The sequence below is a fragment of the Methylorubrum rhodesianum genome (assembly GCF_014199985.1).
Lineage (GTDB): Bacteria > Pseudomonadota > Alphaproteobacteria > Rhizobiales > Beijerinckiaceae > Methylobacterium > Methylobacterium rhodesianum.
The window spans coordinates 43,823-59,733 of the sequence record NZ_JACHOS010000006.1; the positions used below are offsets into that span (position 1 = coordinate 43,823).

The 15,911-nt window shown below is 72.1% G+C and carries 15 protein-coding genes; 2 read left to right on the top strand and 13 right to left on the bottom strand.

All coding sequences use genetic code 11. The features are described from left to right. Nucleotides 1-35 precede the first annotated feature (35 nt). From rutD to HNR01_RS10295, 8 genes are all read right to left on the bottom strand, one after another. Nucleotides 36-818: a pyrimidine utilization protein D gene (gene rutD, locus HNR01_RS10260; protein WP_183667651.1), complete on the bottom strand. Its 783-nt coding sequence runs from the start codon at nucleotides 816-818 to the stop codon at nucleotides 36-38. Nucleotides 819-822: 4 nt separating this feature from the next. Further along, the gene (rutC, locus tag HNR01_RS10265) at nucleotides 823-1,215 is read right to left on the bottom strand and encodes a pyrimidine utilization protein C (protein ID WP_183667652.1); all 393 of its coding nucleotides are present in this window, start codon (nucleotides 1,213-1,215) and stop codon (nucleotides 823-825) included. A 14-nt stretch (nucleotides 1,216-1,229) separates the two neighbouring features. After that, on the bottom strand, nucleotides 1,230-1,976 hold the full coding sequence (gene rutB, locus HNR01_RS10270; protein WP_183667653.1) for a pyrimidine utilization protein B: 747 nt from the start codon (nucleotides 1,974-1,976) through the stop codon (nucleotides 1,230-1,232). Beyond that, nucleotides 1,976-3,070 (bottom strand): pyrimidine utilization protein A, encoded by a 1,095-nt coding sequence (gene rutA, locus HNR01_RS10275; protein WP_183667783.1) that lies wholly within the window; start codon nucleotides 3,068-3,070, stop codon nucleotides 1,976-1,978. Before rutA ends, rutB begins: the two co-directional genes overlap by 1 nt. A 251-nt stretch (nucleotides 3,071-3,321) precedes the next feature. After that, the gene (gene rutR / locus HNR01_RS10280; protein ID WP_017484981.1) at nucleotides 3,322-3,963 is read right to left on the bottom strand and encodes an HTH-type transcriptional regulator RutR; all 642 of its coding nucleotides are present in this window, start codon (nucleotides 3,961-3,963) and stop codon (nucleotides 3,322-3,324) included. Nucleotides 3,964-4,080: 117 nt separating this feature from the next. Further along, on the bottom strand, nucleotides 4,081-4,578 hold the full coding sequence (locus HNR01_RS10285; RefSeq protein ID WP_183667654.1) for an ureidoglycolate lyase: 498 nt from the start codon (nucleotides 4,576-4,578) through the stop codon (nucleotides 4,081-4,083). Continuing rightward, a complete protein-coding gene (locus HNR01_RS10290; protein WP_183667655.1) occupies nucleotides 4,575-5,414 on the bottom strand; it encodes a bifunctional allantoicase/(S)-ureidoglycine aminohydrolase in 840 nt (279 codons plus the stop codon). The genes HNR01_RS10285 and HNR01_RS10290 overlap by 4 nt, the downstream gene beginning before the upstream one ends. 17 nt (nucleotides 5,415-5,431) lie before the next feature. Further along, nucleotides 5,432-6,703: a urate hydroxylase PuuD gene (locus HNR01_RS10295; RefSeq protein WP_183667656.1), complete on the bottom strand. Its 1,272-nt coding sequence runs from the start codon at nucleotides 6,701-6,703 to the stop codon at nucleotides 5,432-5,434. 135 nt (nucleotides 6,704-6,838) lie between these two features. On the opposite strand from HNR01_RS10295, the gene HNR01_RS10300 reads away from it, so the two are divergent. Beyond that, on the top strand, nucleotides 6,839-7,771 hold the full coding sequence (locus HNR01_RS10300) for a LysR family transcriptional regulator (RefSeq protein ID WP_096484596.1): 933 nt from the start codon (nucleotides 6,839-6,841) through the stop codon (nucleotides 7,769-7,771). Nucleotides 7,772-7,799: 28 nt separating this feature from the next. On the opposite strand, the gene puuE is transcribed toward HNR01_RS10300, so the two are convergent. Next, nucleotides 7,800-9,212, bottom strand: coding sequence for an allantoinase PuuE (gene puuE, locus HNR01_RS10305; RefSeq protein ID WP_183667657.1), 1,413 nt, complete (start codon nucleotides 9,210-9,212; stop codon nucleotides 7,800-7,802). A gap of 248 nt (nucleotides 9,213-9,460) precedes the next feature. On the opposite strand from puuE, the gene uraH reads away from it, so the two are divergent. Continuing rightward, nucleotides 9,461-9,859, top strand: coding sequence for a hydroxyisourate hydrolase (gene uraH, locus HNR01_RS10310; protein ID WP_017484975.1), 399 nt, complete (start codon nucleotides 9,461-9,463; stop codon nucleotides 9,857-9,859). Here uraH and HNR01_RS10315 read toward each other — a convergent pair. The 4 genes from HNR01_RS10315 to HNR01_RS10330 all read right to left on the bottom strand — a co-directional run bounded on the left by HNR01_RS10315 (nucleotide 9,844) and on the right by HNR01_RS10330 (nucleotide 15,908). Next, on the bottom strand, nucleotides 9,844-10,374 hold the full coding sequence (locus HNR01_RS10315) for a (2Fe-2S)-binding protein (RefSeq protein WP_183667658.1): 531 nt from the start codon (nucleotides 10,372-10,374) through the stop codon (nucleotides 9,844-9,846). The genes uraH and HNR01_RS10315 overlap by 16 nt on opposite strands. Next, on the bottom strand, nucleotides 10,371-13,580 hold the full coding sequence (locus tag HNR01_RS10320; RefSeq protein ID WP_183667659.1) for a molybdopterin cofactor-binding domain-containing protein: 3,210 nt from the start codon (nucleotides 13,578-13,580) through the stop codon (nucleotides 10,371-10,373). The genes HNR01_RS10315 and HNR01_RS10320 overlap by 4 nt, the downstream gene beginning before the upstream one ends. Before the next feature lie 73 nt (nucleotides 13,581-13,653). Further along, nucleotides 13,654-14,514, bottom strand: a complete 861-nt coding sequence (locus HNR01_RS10325; RefSeq protein ID WP_026105594.1) for an aromatic ring-hydroxylating oxygenase subunit alpha — start codon at nucleotides 14,512-14,514, stop codon at nucleotides 13,654-13,656. Beyond that, entirely contained in the window at nucleotides 14,511-15,908 is a 1,398-nt protein-coding gene (locus HNR01_RS10330; protein ID WP_246417464.1) for an amidohydrolase family protein, read from the bottom strand. Before HNR01_RS10330 ends, HNR01_RS10325 begins: the two co-directional genes overlap by 4 nt. Nucleotides 15,909-15,911 lie beyond the last annotated feature (3 nt).

The following is a 15,911-nucleotide window of genomic DNA, read 5'->3' on the forward strand; positions in this document are numbered from 1 at the left end:
TCATGGCGGCGGCCTTGTCATGAGGGTGGGGCGCTTCAGGGACTTGCGAGGAAGTCGAGGAGCGTGCGGTTGAAGGCATCGGGGCGGGTGACGCTGTGGGCGTGGCCGCCCTCGGGTGCGAGGTCGAGGCGGGCGTTCGGGAGCCCAGCCGCGAGGACTTCCGAGGCGGTGAAGGGCACGAGCACGTCGTCGCGCGCGGCCATGACCAGGGTCTCGTGCGGAACCCGCGCGAGCGCGGCCGTCGCGTCGAACGCCTCCAGCGCGGATATGCGCGCCAGCACCGTCTCGGCGCCGGGGAAATGCGCCAGCGCCTGCGCCTCGTCGGCCGCGACCCGCGCGGCGTTCGCGGAGAGCCAGGGCGCCGGGTAGAGGAAGATCGCCTGGGCACGGACGAAGGCCTCCGGTCCGGCTCGGGTCAGCAGCGCCTTGCGGGCGGAAAAGCAGCGGCGCGTCGCCGGGTCCATCGCCGCCCAGCCGTTGATCACCACGATCCGCCCGACCCGTTCGGGATGGGTGAGGGCGAGTTGCAGGGCGATGAGGCCGCCGAGCGCGTGGCCGACGATGTCGGCCGTGCCGATGTCGAGGTGGTCGAGCAGGTCGAGGACGTCGCGGGCCATGGCCGCGATGTCGTGGCCCGGTTCGAGCGGGCCGGGGGAGCGCCCGGTGCCGCGGTGATCGTAGGTGACGACCCGGAAGCGTTCGGCCAGCACCGGCACCTGCGGTGCGAAGTAATGGGCCGAGCCGCCAAGCCCGGGCGAGAGCAGCACGATGCGCCCGCCGGCCGGCCCGTGCAGCGCGTGATGGACGGGCGCGTCCATCGGCTCAGGCCGGCTGGCCGATATGGGCGACCGTGGCGATCTCGACGAGCGCCGCCGGCTTCACCAGCCCGCACTGGATGCAGTAGCGCGCCGGCTTCTCGCCGGGGAAGTACTCGGCATAGACGGCGTTGATGGCGGCGTAATCGGCCCAGTCCTTGAGGAAGATGTGGTTGAAGGTGACGTCGTCCATCGAACCGCCGGCGGCCTCGACGACGCCCTTGATCGTCTCCAGCACGTGCCGGGTCTGCGCACCGGCATCGCCCTCGTGGACGACGTTGTTGTCCGCGTCGAAGGCGAGCGTGCCGGAGACGTAGAGCACGCCGTCGGCGAGGGTTCCCGGCACGTAGGGCGCGAGCGGCTTGCCGGTGCCGGGCGGGATCACGACGGTCTTGGGCATGGGGCAGTCTCCGGTCAGACGGGGATGCGGCGGGCCTCGTCGGAGTGAAGCGCGGCCTCGAAGGCGGCGACGTCTGACACCCAGCCGAAGAAGGTCTCGATGTTGAGGAGCGCGCCCTCCTGCAGGGCGGGCGGGCCGGCCTGATGGGTGGCGTCGGCGAGCACGATCCCGAAATACTCGCGGTGGTAGCCGTCCCGCAGGGTCGATTCTACGCAGACATTCGTGGCGATGCCGGTGAAGACCAGGGTGCGGATGCCCCGGGCCCGCAGCATGCTGTCCAGCGGCGTGTTGTAGAAGCCGCTGTAGCGCGGCTTGGCCAGGACGATGTCGCCGGGCTCCGGCCTCAGCGCATCGACCAGCGCGTAGTCCCAGGTGCCCTTGGCGAGCAGCCGGCCGTTCATCCCCGGCCGGCGGCGCATGGTCTTGAGCGCGTTCGACTTGTGCCAGTTCGGCGAGCCCGGCCCCCCGGCCTCGACGTAGTCCGGATCCCAGCCGTTCTGGAACCAGATCACGCGGATGCCGGCCGCGCGGGCCGCCGCCACGGCCCGGGCGATCCGCTCGATCACCGGCCCGGTCGCCGAGACGTCGAAGCCGGCGAGATCGAGGTAACCGCCCTTGGTCGCGTAGGCGTTCTGCATGTCGACGACGATCAGCGCGGTCGTATCCGCGTCGAAGGCGATCGGCTCGGGGCGCGCCGGCAGCGCGACCGCGCCGTGGCGGCCGGACGGGTCGCGGTAGCCCGCGGGGGCCTCGGCCTCCATCACGCCACCTCCGCCAGCATCCCGCCGGTGACGTGCCGGCGCGAGCGCATCAGCGGCTGGATCCGCGTGCCGAAATCGTCGAGGCCCTTCAGGAAGTCGTCGAAGACCAGCAGCACGCCGCCGGTGCCCGGCACCGTCATCACCTCGTCGAGCAGGGCGGCGACGGTGGCGTGGGAGCCGACCAGGGTGCCCATGTTGATGTTCACCGCCGAGGTCGGGTCGGCCATCTGGCGGATATTGGTGTCGGCGCCGGACTTGGTGTCGGCCGCGCCCTGGAGGCCGAGCCACGCGATCGCCGCCTCGTCGGCGCCGGCCTTGTAGTGCTCCCACTTGGCGCGGGCGGCCTCGTCGGTCTCGTCGCTGATGACCATGAACAGGACGTAGGAGGACACGTCGCGGCCGGTCTTCGCCTTGGCCTCCTCCAGCCGCTCCACGGTCGGGGCGAAGGCCGTCGGCGTGTTGATCCCCTTGCCGAAGCAGAAATTGTAGTCGGCATGGGTCGCGGTGAAGGCCATGCCGGCGGCGCTCTGCCCGGCGCAGATGATCTTCATCTCCGTCTGCGGGCGCGGACTCAGGCGGCAATCCTCCATCTGGAAGAATTCACCCTTGAGGTCGCTGCTTCCGGTCTCCCACAGATCGCGCAGCACCTGCGCGTATTCGGAAAGATACTCGTAGCGGCGCCCGAAATACTCGTCGCCGGGCCACAGTCCCATCTGGGAGTATTCCGGCCGCTGCCAGCCGGTGACGAGATTGATGCCGAAGCGGCCGTTCGAGATCGAGTCGATGGTGGAGGCCATGCGCGCAACGATCGCCGGCGGCAGGCAAAGGGTCGGCGCCGTCGCGTAGAGCTTGATCCGGCTCGTGACCGCCGCGAGCCCGGCCATCAGCGTGAAGGATTCGAGGTTGTGGTCCCAGAACTCGGTCTTGCCGCCGAAGCCGCGCAGCTTGATCATAGAGAGCGCGAAGTCGAGACCGTACTGCTCCGCCTTGAGGGTGATCTGCTTGTTGAGCTCGAAACTCGGAAGGTATTGCGGCGCGTTCTCCGACAGGAGCCAGCCGTTGTTTCCGATCGGGATGAAGACACCGACATTCATGGCCTGATCTGTGGCCTGGGTCATGACAAACCCCCGCTCGCTCGTCCGGCCGGCACTTGGAAGAGCCGGCGACAACTGGACGGTAGCAAGTCAGACCATTTGGTCAAACTTTGAGAGCCGATATTTGACCGTTTGCACAAACTCTCCGCGCGATGCCCGCGGGGCGGGCCGACATTGCTCACGGCCGATGCGGTTTCGCCCGGTTCGCTTCGGGTCTCGGCGCGGGGGCGTCGCGAATCAGGCCAGTCCGATCAGGCCAGTCCGAGGCTCGCCAGGATCAGCCTCTGGGTGCTCTCCACCGTCTGCTCGAAGAAGGCCTCGTCGCTGAGGTCGCGCCCGGTGATGGCCTCCACCTGCACCGCGAAGTCGGCGTAGTGCTGGGTCACCGCCCAGATCGCGAAGACGAGGTGGCGGGGATCGTGCGGGGCGATGCGCCCGTCCGCGATCCAGCCGCGCAGCACCGCGGCCTTGGCCTCGACCAGGGCCCGCAGGGGCCCTTCGAGTTCGGCGCGCAGCAGCGGCGCGCCCTGGACGATCTCGAGGCAGAACAGCCGCGAGGCCCGCGGCGCGTCCCGGGAGAGGGTGATCTTCGAGCGGATGTAGCGCCGGAGCGCCTCGGCCGGCTCGGATTCCGCGTCGAGCGCGTGGAGCGGGTCGAGCCAGACATCGAGCACGCGCCGCAGCACGGCGACGTAGAGGTCTTCCTTGGTGCGGAAGTAATAGAGCAGGTTCGTCTTCGAGAGCCCGGCGCGCAGGGCGATCTGGTCGAGGCTGGCGCCGTGCAGGCCGACGGTCGAGAAGACCTCCAGCCCGGCATCGAGCACGGCTTCCCGGCGCAGGGCGCCGTCGCGCCGCTGCCGGCGCGCAGGGGCCCCGATCCCGCTTCCGACCACGCCCGCGCCTCCCGATCCCTCGCCGCTCCTCGCGCGGCTCCCGGATCACCTATCCGATCCCGGGCGCGCCACCAATCGCCGGCGCCGCGACCGGCCCTGCCGGACGATCGAAGACCGTCACGCGAACGAAATGATCCAGGGCTCGCCGAAGCGATGCTCCTCCAAGTTCACCCCGGGGCCGTCCCGGTCGATCACCCAGAAATCCTGCGGCCGGTCGAGCGGCGTCAGAACGCCGTGCCACGTGCCGGGCGCGTAGCAGACGCCCTGGCCGGGAGCGGTGAGGAAGGCCCGCGGCCGTCCGGGCGTGCCGCCCTCGTCCGGGCAGACGACGACGAGGAAGGGCGCGGCGTCGAGGGGAATGAAGGCCTGGGCGCCGAGCGGGTGGCGCTCGACGAGGCTCAGGCGGAGCGGCAGCGTGTAGGGATCGGCCTCGACGGCGCCGATCACCACCCGTCCGCCCGCGCCCGCGACGGCCACCTGCGCGAGGTCGTGGAAGCGGCGAGCCTTGCCGGCGTTCATCGGCCGCGGGGCGATGCCCGCCCTGTCGATCACCGTGCCGAACGGCGCGAAGGCTGCCTGAGTCAGCGGCTCGACGGGGATCTGCCGGTCTCTCACCGGGACGCCCCGAACGGCGCGAGCGCCGCGTGGCGGTTCACGTCCTTGTAGAGCAGGTAGCGGAAGGGGCCGGGGCCGCCGGCGTAGCAGGCCTGCGGGCAGAAGGCGCGCAGCCACAGGAAGTCGCCGGCCTCGACCTCGACCCAGTCGCGGTTGAGCCGGTAGACCGCCTTGCCCTCCAGCACGAACAGGCCGTGCTCCATCACATGCGTCTCCTCGAACGGGATGACCCCTCCGGGCCGAAGTGTGACGATGTTGACGTGCATGTCGTGGCGCAGGTCGTCGGGCGGGACGAAGCGGGTGGTGGCCCAGGCGCCGTCGGTGTCGGGCATCGCCACCGGGGCGCTCTCGGATTCGTGGGTGACGAGGGCCGGCGGGCAGGCGATGCCCTCGACGTGCTGGTAGGCCTTGCGGATCCAGTGGAAGCGCGCCGGCTCGTCTCCCTCGCCGCGCAGGCTCCAGGCCGCCCCCGGCGGCAGGTAGACGTAGCTGCCGGGGCGCAGGGCGTGCGCCTGTCCGTCGAGGACGAGGCGGAGGCGGCCGCCGACCACGAACAGCACGCCCTCGGCGCGGGGGTCGGGCTCCGGCCGCTCGCTGCCGCCGCCGGGCGCCAGCTCCATCAGGTACTGCGCGAAGGTCTCGGAGAAGCCCGACAGGGGCCGCGACAGCATCCAGGCCCGCGTCCCCTCCCAGAACGGCAGCACGCTCGTGACGATGTCGCGCATCACCCCCTTCGGAATGACGGCGTAGGCCTCTGTGAACACGGCCCGGCCCGTCATCAGCGCCGTCTGGGGCGGCAGCCCGCCGCAGGGCGGATTGTAGGGGGAAGCGGTCATGGCGAGGGTTTCCGGTGTCACGGGGTCGGGCGGAGATCTCGGTGCGCGGCGTCCGCCAGCCAGGCCGCGATCACGCCGCGCTCCGCGTCGGTCATCTCGGTCACGTTGTTGGGCGGCATGTTGTGGGTCAGCACGACCTGCCGCCGGATCGCCTCGGCCTGACGGCCGATGGCCTCGGCGGTGTCGAGACGAACGCCCTTCGGCGCGACGCCGATCCCGTCCCAGACCGGTTCGGCCGCGTGGCACATGGCGCAGCGCCCTGCGACGAGTTCGACGACGTGGTCCGGCGCCGCGGCGCCCCCGTGACCGGCCGAGGCCAGGGCGGCGACCGGCGGGCCCTCGGCCTGCGGCGGCAGGCCCAGCACCGCGCGGCCCCCGGCACTTCCGGCGACGGCGAGGACGAAGGCCGCAGCCAATCCCACTGACGCCACGGCCCAGGCCCACCACGGCGAGCGGGCGTGGTCGGCATGGCGCACGTTGTAGAAGAAGCGGATCACCGCACCCGAGGCGGTGACGAGCGCGACGATGAGCGGGATCGTCGCCTTCGACGCGAACAGCATCGGGTAGTGGTTGGCGATCATCATCAGCACGACCGGCAGGGTCAGGTAGTTGTTCTGCGCCGAGCGCTGCTTGGCCTGCTTGCCGAGGCTCGGATCCGGCCGCTCCCCCTTCATGAGCGCGGCGACGACCTTGCGCTGGTTCGGGATGATGAGGAAGAAGACGTTGCCGGCCATCCACGTCGCCATCAGGGCGCCGGTATGGATCAGGGCGCCGCGGCCGCTGAACACCTGCGAGAAGCCGAAGGCGGCGAGCGTGATGGCCAGCAGGCCGATCGCCGCGAGGCCCGTCTCGCTCTCGCCGAGCCTTGAGCGGCAGATGCGGTCGTAGACCACCCAGCCGAGCGCCAACGCCCCGATGCCGAGCGCCGCCGCGGCGGGGGCCGACAGGTCCATCACGGCCGGGTCGACGAGGTAGAGCTGGGCCTGCGCGTAGTAGATCCAGGCCAGCAGCACGAAGCCCGACAGCCACGTCGTATAGGCCTGCCATTTGTGCCAGGTGAGGTCCGGGGAGAGGTGCTCCGGCGCGACGAAATACTTGCGCATCTCGTAGAAGCCGCCGCCATGCACCTGCCAGGCGGCGGCGCCTTCGCCGGCCGGGATGTCCGGCGTCCGCTTCAGCGACGCGTCGAGATGCATGAAGAAGAACGACGAGCCGATCCAGGCCATCGCCGCAACGATGTGGAGCCAGCGCAGCAGCATGCTCCCCCATTCCCAGACGAAGCTCTCCACCGCCTCTTCCTCTCCTGTCCGGCCGCGATCCTACCGCTGCGGGCGGGCTTGTATGCCCATCAAATTCCTTGCCAGTTTTCGAAATTTTCGCGAGATCGAAGATCGTTTCGGCGAGCGTGCAGGGTGCGGAGGGGGATGCTGTCGCTGGAGAGTATCCGCATCTTCATGCGCGCGGCGGAGACCGGCAGCTTCTCGGCCGCCGGCCGCGCGCTGCGCCTGTCGCCCTCGGTGATCAGCTACCGCATCCAGACGCTGGAGGAGCATCTCGGCTGCCTGCTGCTCACCCGCACGACGCGGCGGATGAACCTGACGGAGGCCGGCCGCGTCTTCTACGACCGCTGCCTCGACATCGCCGCCTCCGTGGAGCGGGCGGAGAAGAGCGTCGAGACCCAGGGCGCCGCGCCGCGTGGGACGCTGAAGGTCACCGCCCCCCTGGCCCTGGGCCGGCGCGTCGTGGCGCCGCTGATCCCCGCCTTCCGCGAGCGCCATCCGGAGACGGATGTCCACCTCCGGCTCTCCGATCACCTGCTCGACCTCGTGCAGGAGGCGGTCGACGTGGCGGTCCGGCTGGCGCAGATGCGCGACTCGACCTTCACCCTGCGCAAGGTCGCCGAGATCGAGCGGATCCTGTGCGCCTCACCGGACTATCTCGCCGAGCATCCCGCCCCCGGGAGCCCGGCCGAGCTCATCGATCATTCCTGCCTGCTGCTGCGGTTTCCCGGCTCCGAGCAATTCCGCTGGAGCTTGCGCGACGGCGACGAGGTCGTGACGCTGCCCGTGTCCGGGCGCATCGACGCGGATGACGGCGACGTGCTGACCGAATGGGCGATTCAGGGGCTGGGCATCGTCCTCAAGCCCGTCTTCGAGGTGGCGCCCTACCTCGCCGACGGCCGCCTCGTGCCGGTCCTGCCGCGGACGCCGCCGCTCCCGGTGACCCTCGGCGTGGTCTATCCGTCGCGAAAGATGCTGCCCAACCGTGCCAAGACCTTCGTCGAGATGACGACCGAGGCCCTGCGCGCCCATGTCGGCGCCGGGCTCGACCTGATCGGCCGGCGACTGGCGCGTTAGGGGCGAGCGCCGGGAGGCCCGCGCGGGATCAACCCGCCGACGGCAGGCGGTCCTTCAGCCGCAGCCACGCGATCCGCTCGATCTGGCGCAGCGCCTCCTGGAATTCCTGCTCGGGATCATTGCGCAGCCGCGCCTCGAACGCCGTCAGGATCGCCTCGCGGCCGCTGCCCTTGATCGCCATGACGAAGGGCAGGTCGAAGCGCGCGCGATAGGCCGCGTTCAGCCGCTCGAACCGCGCCAGCTCCTCGGCCGAGAGCGCGCCGAGGCCGGCGCTGCCCTGCTCGGCGGTGGAGGCCTGCGTCAGCTGCCCGGCCTGGGCGAGCCGTCCGGCGAGTTCGGGATGGGCGCGGATGAGGGCGCGCTGGCGCTCGGCGGGCAGGCCGCGCAGGGCGCCGACGAGGGCGGCATGAAGCCCCTCCGCGCTGTCCTCGCGGGCGGTGAGGCCAGCCTGCCACGCCCGGAGCGCGATCTCCGGCGTGTCCTCGAAGATGTCGCCGAAGCGGGTGAGGAACTGCGCCGCGCTCATGGTGCTCGGGCGCAAGGCTTCGGCCGGGTGCCGGGCCGCCCAGTGCCGGGCGATGTCGATGCGGCGCGCCAGCCAGACGCCGTCATGGGCGGCGACGTGGTTGAGGAAGCGCGCGAGCGCGGCGATGCGGCCGGGCCGGCCGACCAGCCGGCAGTGGAGCCCCACCGACATCATCTTCGGCGCCGTGGCGCCCTCCGCGTAGAGCGCGTCGAAGCTGTCGCGCAGGTAGGCGAAGAAGTGCTCGCCGGTGTTGAAGCCCTGCGCGGTGGCGAAGCGCATGTCGTTGGCATCGAGGGTGTAGGGCACCACGAGGCCGGTTCCGGCCCGGCCGTACAGCCAGTAGGGCAGGTCGTCGGCGTAGGAATCGGCGAGATAGGCGAAGCCCCGTTCCAGGCCGAGTTCCAGCGTGTTGACGGAGGAGCGGCCGGTGTACCAGCCGAGGGGGCGCTCGCCCGTCACCTCCTCGTGCAGGCGGATCGCCGCATCCATCTGCGCCGCCTCCTCCGCGCGCGGCATGTCGCGGTAATCGATCCATTTGAGGCCGTGGCTGGCGATCTCCCAGGCCGCCTCCCGCATCGCGGCCACGACCTCCGGGTTGCGTGCCAGCGCCGTGGCGACGCCGAACACCGTCACCGGCACGCCGCGTTCGGTGAACAGGCGCCACAGCCGCCAGAAGCCGGCACGGGCGCCGTACTCGTAGAGCGATTCCATGTTCATGTGGCGCTGGCCCGGCCAGGGTGCCGCGCCGACGATTTCGGAGAGGAACGCCTCGGAGGCCGCATCCCCGTGCAGGATGCAGTTCTCGCCCCCCTCCTCGTAATTGAGCACGATCTGCACGGCGATCCGGGCGCCGCCGGGCCAGTCCGCCTGCGGAACGTCGCGGCCGTATCCGATCAAGTCGCGGGAGGTGTGCATCGATGACCCCGGGTCTGCCGCGCAGGCGCGCGGATCGTTTCGGCTCGTTTCGGCCCATCGCGAAGGCGCCACGATAGCGCTGCGCCGTTCCGCGATCTGTCGGACTTTTCGAAAGCTGCTCCCGAAAATCCTGGCGAAAATCCGGGTTGGTGCGCGGGACCCGATCTGCAAGGGTTGCGCGGCCGGCGAAGCGCGACCGTAGGGCCGTTGCGGTCGCCCGGCGGCTCCCCAGGAGGAACCCGCATCCCATGGCCGTCGCAACACCCGCCGCACCGCCGGATGCCAAGCGGCTCACGACCCACGTGCTCGATACCTCCACCGGACGCCCGGCGGCGGGTCTGACCCTTCATCTCCTGCGCATCGAGGGCGAAACCCGCACGCGTCTCAAGACGGTCGCGACCAATGCCGACGGCCGCTGCGACGCGCCCCTCCTCTCGGGACGCGCGATGGAGCCCGGCACCTACGAGATCGCCTTCGAGGTCGGCGCCTACTTCGCCGCCGGCGGCAGCGCCGATGGCGCTCCCTCCTTTCTCGACATCGTGCCCGTGCGCTTCCGGATCGCGCCGGAGGGCCGGGACGCCCCCGCTCATCTCCACGTGCCGCTCCTGATCTCCCCCTACGGCTACAGCACCTATCGCGGCAGCTGAGACCCGGACGGCTTCGGCCCGCCCGGCTCCGCCCCGGTGGCGCCGCGCGCGGCGCGCAGCCGGTCCCGCGCGGTCAGCGCCCCGCGCAGGATCGAGGCATATCCCGTGCAGCGGCAGAGATTGCCGGTCAGCGCCGCCCGGATCTCCGCCTCGCCGGCCTCCGGCGCGCGGTTCAGCAGGGCGGCCAGCGCGAGGACGAAGCCCGGGGCGCAGTAGCCGCACTGGAAGGCGTTCTCGTCGATGAGGGCCGCGCGCACGATCGCCACCGCCGGGCCCGCCTCGGGATGGTCCGCGGTCAGGATCTCGGTCCCCTCCAGGCGATAGGCCATGACGAGGCAGGCGTTGACGGGCCGCCCGTCCATAAGAACCGTGCAGGCGCCGCAGCGCCCGATCCGGCATCCGGGCTTCGCCGCCGTGAGCCCGTGATCCTCGCGCAGGATGTCGAGGAGGCTGCGGGCGGGATCGCCGGGGAGGACGCCGTCGCACCCGTTCAGGCGGAAGCGCGGCGCGCTCACGCCGCCGCTCCGTCGCAGAGCGCCCGCAGGAGGGTCTCGGGCGAGAACGGCGCGGCGCCGGGCCAGTGGCCGACGGCGTCGGCCACCGCCGCCGCGATGGCCGGGGTCACCGCGCCGATGCCGAGTTCGCCGATTCCGCGCGGGCCGTAGGGATCGCCCGGATCGAGATCCTCCAGGGCGAGGACGCGGCTGCGCTCCGGCGCGTCGGCGATGGTGGGCATCAGGTAGCCGTCGAGGTTCGAGGCCGCGTAGCGTCCGGCCTCCATTCGCGCATCCTCGGTGAGGGTGAAGCCGAGCCCCTGCACGCCGCCGCCCTCGATCTGGCCGAGATAGGCGGCGGCATCGAGCACAGGGCCGGCGGCGGTGTGCTGATGGAGGTCGAGCACGCGAACTTCCCCCGTCACGCGGTCCACGGCGACGCGGGCCAGGGTCGCGCCGAAGGCGAAGAGGTAGCGGGCATTGCCCGCCACGTAGTCGGCCTTGGGAAAGTCGAAGGCGGCGCGGGAGCGCGGCAGGGCCTCGGGCGGAAGGCCGGCGGCGAGTTCGGCGAAGCCGAGGAGCGGGCGCCCGCTGTTCGAGCGCGCCTCGCGGATGCCGCCGGGGCCGAGGGCCAGATCGGCCGATCCCAAGCCGTCCGGCGCCTCGCCCTGCGGCCGCCTGCCGAGGCGCTGCGCCGCCGCGTCGAGCAGGGCGCGGGCGAAGGCGGGCGCGGCGCGCCGGGCCCCCTCCCAGACCACGAAGGTGCCGCGCGACGCCGTGGTGGAGCCGGAATCCGGGGTGCGCCCGGTATCGCCGATCACCGGACGGATCTCGGCGCGGTCCACCCCGAGGCGCGCGGCGACGGCGCTGCGGATCGCCGCCTGGAGCCCCTGGCCGATCTCGTCGAGGCCGTAGAGCGCCTCGATCGCACCGTCGGCCGCGAGCCGCAGCTCGACGGCGGCGCGATCCTCCGGCAGCGAGCCGAGGCCGTTGCCTTGATAGTTGAGCGCCAGTCCAACGCCGACCGCCGCCGGCTCTTGTCCTTGTCCTTGCCCGGCCGACCAGAGCGGGCTCGCCGCGGCGGCGTCGAGCATCTCGGCGAGGCGCTCGCTCGGTCCCACCGTCTGGCCGAAGAAGCCGGGACTGCCCGGCGCGCGCAGGTTGCGGCGGCGGAGCGTGACGGGATCGCAGCCCACGACCTGCGCGAGGCGTCCCATCTGGCACTCGATCGCGTAGGTCATCTCGTTGGCGCCGAAGCCGCGGAACGCGCCGCAGGTGCCGTTGTTGGTCGCCACGAGCCGCGCGACCCCCGCGACGTTCGGGACGATGTAGGGGCCGCAGCAATGCTCCAGCGCCGTCTCGATCACCGCGGGGCTCAGGGAGGCGTAGGCGCCGCCATCCGCGGTCAGCTCCACGGAGACGGCGAGCAGGCGGCCCTCGGCATCGCAGCCGGTGCGCATGCGGATCCGCATCGGGTTGCGCTTGATCCCCGCCGCCACCGATTCCGACCGGCCGAGATGGAGGCGCACCGCCCGCCCGGTCTTCACCGCGAGCAGCGCGAGGGCCGGCTGCACGGTCAACTCGTCCTTGCCGCCGAAGGCGCCGCCGGTGGGACTGGTGACGACCCGGACCCGCGCTTCCGGCCAGCCGAGGATGCGGGCGATCTGCAGCCGGTCGCGGGCGCCGTGCTGGCCGCCGACGCGGATCGTGACCGAGCCGTCGGCTTCCATCATCGCCCAGCCGCCCTCGGTCTCGAGGAAGCCGTGCATCTGCCGCGGCGTCACGTAGGTGTCCTCGACCACGTGGGCGCAGGCCGCGAAGGCCGACTCAATGTCTCCCCGCGCGACACGGACCTCGCGGCGCAGATTGCCCTCCGGATGGAGCGGCGGCGCGCCGGGGGCGAGCGCCACCTCCGGGCTGTCGAGGACCGGCAGCGGCGCGTAGGCGACGCGGATCAGGGCGAGGGCGGCCTCGGCGGTGGCCTCGTCCACGGCGGCCACCGCCGCCACCGCGTCGCCGACATAGCGCACGCGCTCGCCGCAGAGGGCGGGCTGATCCTGCACCATGATCCCGTAGGCGTTGAGTCCCGGCACGTCGCGGTGGGTCACCACGGCGGCGACCCCCGGCAGGGCCTCCGCCTCCGCGGTGTCGATCGAGAGGATGCGGGCGTGCGGCCGGCCGGCGCGCAGGATGCGGCCGACGAGCATGCCCGGCGCCCGCGCATCGGTGAGATAGGCGAGCCGGCCGTGAACCTTGTCGGCGATGTCCGGCCGCCGGTGCCATCCCGCCGGATCGGCCGCGCGCGAGACCACACGCTCGCCGGCCGGGGCACCGGTGCCGACGGGCCGGTACCGAGGAAGCGCTCCGGAGCGGCCTCCCGCGCCAGGAAGCATGCCGGCCCCGCCGAGGCCGGCGACGAGGGCGTTGGCCGCCGCCAGACGCCGGTAGCGGGCGCTGCGCAGGCTGTCGTCCGGCGCGTCGATCTCGGCCAGGAGCGCGGCGTGGAGGCCGGCCCAGTCGACGGCGCCCGGCGGGCGGCCGGCGAGGAGAGCCTCGGATCGGGGCAGACGCTGCGGGCGCACCGGGCCCCCCCCGGCCGCGAGGCGGGCCGCGCCGATGACGCCGTGATCGAGGGAGAGCAGGCCCGCAACGCCGATGACGCTCGGGCTGAAGGCCGTCCGCAGGCCCACCTTCCGCAGCGTCGTGGGCGCCCCCTCCGGCTGCGGCGGGAGCGTGACGGCGAGGAGGAGGCTCGCCGGCTCCGCGGCCCGCCCGAGCCAGTCGGCGAGCGCCACCCGCTCCCGGCCCGCCGCCGTCAGGATCTCCAGGGCCGCGTCGAGGGCGAGCAGGGCGGGCAGGCAGCAGCCCGTCCGCCCCGCCACGTTGCCGCCGAGGCTCGCCAGGCTGCGCACCGCCGGGGCGGCGACGGTCCGCACCGCCCGGCCCAGAAGCGGGGCGAGCCGCGCGACGGTCGCGTCCGCCTCGATCTCCGCGAGCGGAGTGGCGGCGCCGATCCGAAGATTGCCGCCCACGGCCTCGACGCCGCGCAGTTCCGGCAAGCCGGAAAGGTCCACGAGAAGGTCCGGACGCTCCGCCCCCGCCGCCCAGTCGAGCTGGAGCGCGGTGGCGCCGGCGGCGAGCCGGGCCTCCCCGCCGTGCCGCGACAGGGCGGCGAGCGCCTCGCCGGCCTCGCGCGGCCGCAGGACGCGCAGGGCCCGGCCGCTCATGCCCGAACCTTTCCGGCCGGTCCCCGTCCCCCGGCGCGCCCGGTGCGCCAGGGCCGGGCTTCAGCGGGGCGCCTCATCCGTGCCCCACCGTGCCGAAGCGCAGCCCCTTCTCCTTGAGCCAGCGCCGGTAGACCACGGAGGACTTGTCGGCCCGCGTCGGGATCTCGTGACGGGGCTCCAGCGGCAGCCTCAGGGGGCGCTGGTTCTCGACGATGATGCGGTCCTGCAGGAAGATCACCTGCTCGAAGTTCAGCAGCGCCGTGTGGGTCGAGCAGGAATCCACGAGGTACATCACGGGCTGGGCCCGGCACAGCTCCTCCTCCATCGGCTGAATGAACAGGGCGATGGCGTCGAGGCGGTCGGGAGCGCTCGGGCAGACCCGGTAGAGCATCACCACGAAGGGCGAGGGCACGCGGTAGGTCAGGCGGACGAAATCGCCCTCCGTCTCGGTCGCGGCGATGCGGGGCTGGAAGAAGCTGCAATTCGTCGCCCAGACCTCGTCGACGTCGCGGCGGATCTCGGAGGCGTAGGCCGGCACCTCGGTGTTCGGCTCGGCGCCGAGGATGTCGGTGTGGACGAAGGGGAAATGGGCCATGTCGAGGAAGTTCTCGACCACGCGCGGGCCGGAGGTGCGCATCTTCACCCAGCCGCAGGGGACGTGGCGGCGGTCCGCCTCGTCGGCTTCGGTGATCGCGACCACGTCGCGGTTCGGATGCCCGAGAGTGGTCCAGAGGCAGCCGTAGCGCTCGCGCACCGGAAGCGGCGGCCCGAACCCATCGGCCAGGCGCTCGCGCACCCGCGGTGACCCGTCCGGCAGCCGGTCGCAGACGATGTCCTGGCCGAGGAGGCGCGTGACGACGGGGGCCGCGGTCACGGCCGTCGCGGTCTCGACGGCGTACCATTCGTCGAGGGCCACCCGGTCGTCGGTCTTCATCGGCCGGGCCCGGTCCACTGGACGGAGCCGGTTTCGTTCTCGGCGAGCCACGCCGCGCGGCGCTCGAACAGGCCCGGCGCGAGGCCGCGGACATGGTCGATCAGGCCGCGCAGGTCGGCGGTCTTGAGGCGGCCGTCCTCGACGACCACGACGCCGTCGACCATGGTCAGGTCGACATCCGAGCCCCGCACCGCGTGGACGAGGTTGTGCTGGAGGTTGAACCAGGGGCCGTCGCCGAAGAGCGGCGTCATCCGCGGCGTGTCGGTGCGGATCGCGATCAGGTCGGCGCGCTTGCCCGGTTCGAGGGAGCCGATCTCACGGTCGAGCCCGAGCGCCTTCGCACCCAGGATCGTTCCCATCCGCAGGGCCTCCCAGGAATCGAGGGCCGCCGCGTCGAGGGTCTTGAGCTTGCCGAGCAGCGAGGCGGCCTTCATCTCCTCGAACACGTCGAGGTTGTTGTTCTCCTTCTCGCCGTCGGTGCCGAGACCGACCGCGACGCCGGCCTTCAGCATCGCCTCGACCGGCGCGATGCCGCTCGCGAGTTTCATGTTGCTGACGGGGTTGTGCGCCACCGCGACGCCGCGGGCGGCGATCAGCTCGATCTCGGCGGCGTCGAGCCAGACCGCGTGGGCGATGAGCGCGTGCGGCGTCTCGAAGAAGCCGAGCCGGTCGAGGGCGAACATCGCCCGGCAGCCGTAGCGCTGCTCGAACTCGGCGACCTCGACTTCGGCCTCGCTGCAATGGGTGTGGAAGCCGGTGCGGTGGCGCTGGGCCATCTCGATGGCGCGCCGCTGCCCGGCCTCGTCGGCGTAGAACAGGTGCTCCAGCCCGACCCAGACGCTGATGCGCCCGTTCGCGCTGCCGTGCCGGCTCTCGATCAGCCTCTCGTTGTCGTCGAGGCGGTCGAAATAGTCGTAGTCGGGATGCTCGCCGACATAGGGCACGCAGACGAGGCGGTTGCCCAGGGTCTCGGCGGCCCGCGCGCTGCCCTCCATGAAGCGCCACATGTCGAGCATCGTCGTGCTGCCGGAGAGAAGCCCCTCGGCGTAGCAGAGCCAGGAGGCGGCCTCCGCCTCCTCGGGGCGCAGCAGCCGGTGCATCGGGTTGATGTGCAGCCGCAGCCAGTCCCAGACCGGGAGATGCTCGGCGGTGCCGCGCAGGAAGCCCGAATGCATGTGCGCGTTGACGAGGCCCGGCATCAGCAGCCGGTCGGGCAGGCGCACGACGGCCGCGCCCGGATTCGCGGCGGCGATCGCCTCGCGGGGGCCGACCGCGCCGATCCGGCTCCCCTGGATCAGGACGGCGCCGTCGGTGAGGACGCGGTTGTCCGGGTCCATCGTCACGACGAGGTCGGCGGCGAGGATCCGGTCTTGGCTGATGGGCTCTTGGCTCATGTC

What these genes read in the sequence shown, in the direction of transcription:
- HNR01_RS10330 (WP_246417464.1), bottom strand. Translation starts at nt 15,908, where the DNA reads ATGAGCCAAGAGCCCATCAGCCAAGACCGGATCCTCGCCGCCGACCTC.
- puuE (WP_183667657.1), bottom strand. Translation starts at nt 9,212, where the DNA reads ATGCACACCTCCCGCGACTTGATCGGATACGGCCGCGACGTTCCGCAG.
- HNR01_RS10290 (WP_183667655.1), bottom strand. Translation starts at nt 5,414, where the DNA reads ATGACCGCTTCCCCCTACAATCCGCCCTGCGGCGGGCTGCCGCCCCAG.
- rutD (WP_183667651.1), bottom strand. Translation starts at nt 818, where the DNA reads ATGGACGCGCCCGTCCATCACGCGCTGCACGGGCCGGCCGGCGGGCGC.
- HNR01_RS10325 (WP_026105594.1), bottom strand. Translation starts at nt 14,514, where the DNA reads ATGAAGACCGACGACCGGGTGGCCCTCGACGAATGGTACGCCGTCGAG.
- uraH (WP_017484975.1), top strand. Translation starts at nt 9,461, where the DNA reads ATGGCCGTCGCAACACCCGCCGCACCGCCGGATGCCAAGCGGCTCACG.
- rutB (WP_183667653.1), bottom strand. Translation starts at nt 1,976, where the DNA reads ATGGAGGCCGAGGCCCCCGCGGGCTACCGCGACCCGTCCGGCCGCCAC.
- HNR01_RS10300 (WP_096484596.1), top strand. Translation starts at nt 6,839, where the DNA reads ATGCTGTCGCTGGAGAGTATCCGCATCTTCATGCGCGCGGCGGAGACC.
- HNR01_RS10320 (WP_183667659.1), bottom strand. Translation starts at nt 13,580, where the DNA reads ATGAGCGGCCGGGCCCTGCGCGTCCTGCGGCCGCGCGAGGCCGGCGAG.
- rutA (WP_183667783.1), bottom strand. Translation starts at nt 3,070, where the DNA reads ATGAATGTCGGTGTCTTCATCCCGATCGGAAACAACGGCTGGCTCCTG.
- rutC (WP_183667652.1), bottom strand. Translation starts at nt 1,215, where the DNA reads ATGCCCAAGACCGTCGTGATCCCGCCCGGCACCGGCAAGCCGCTCGCG.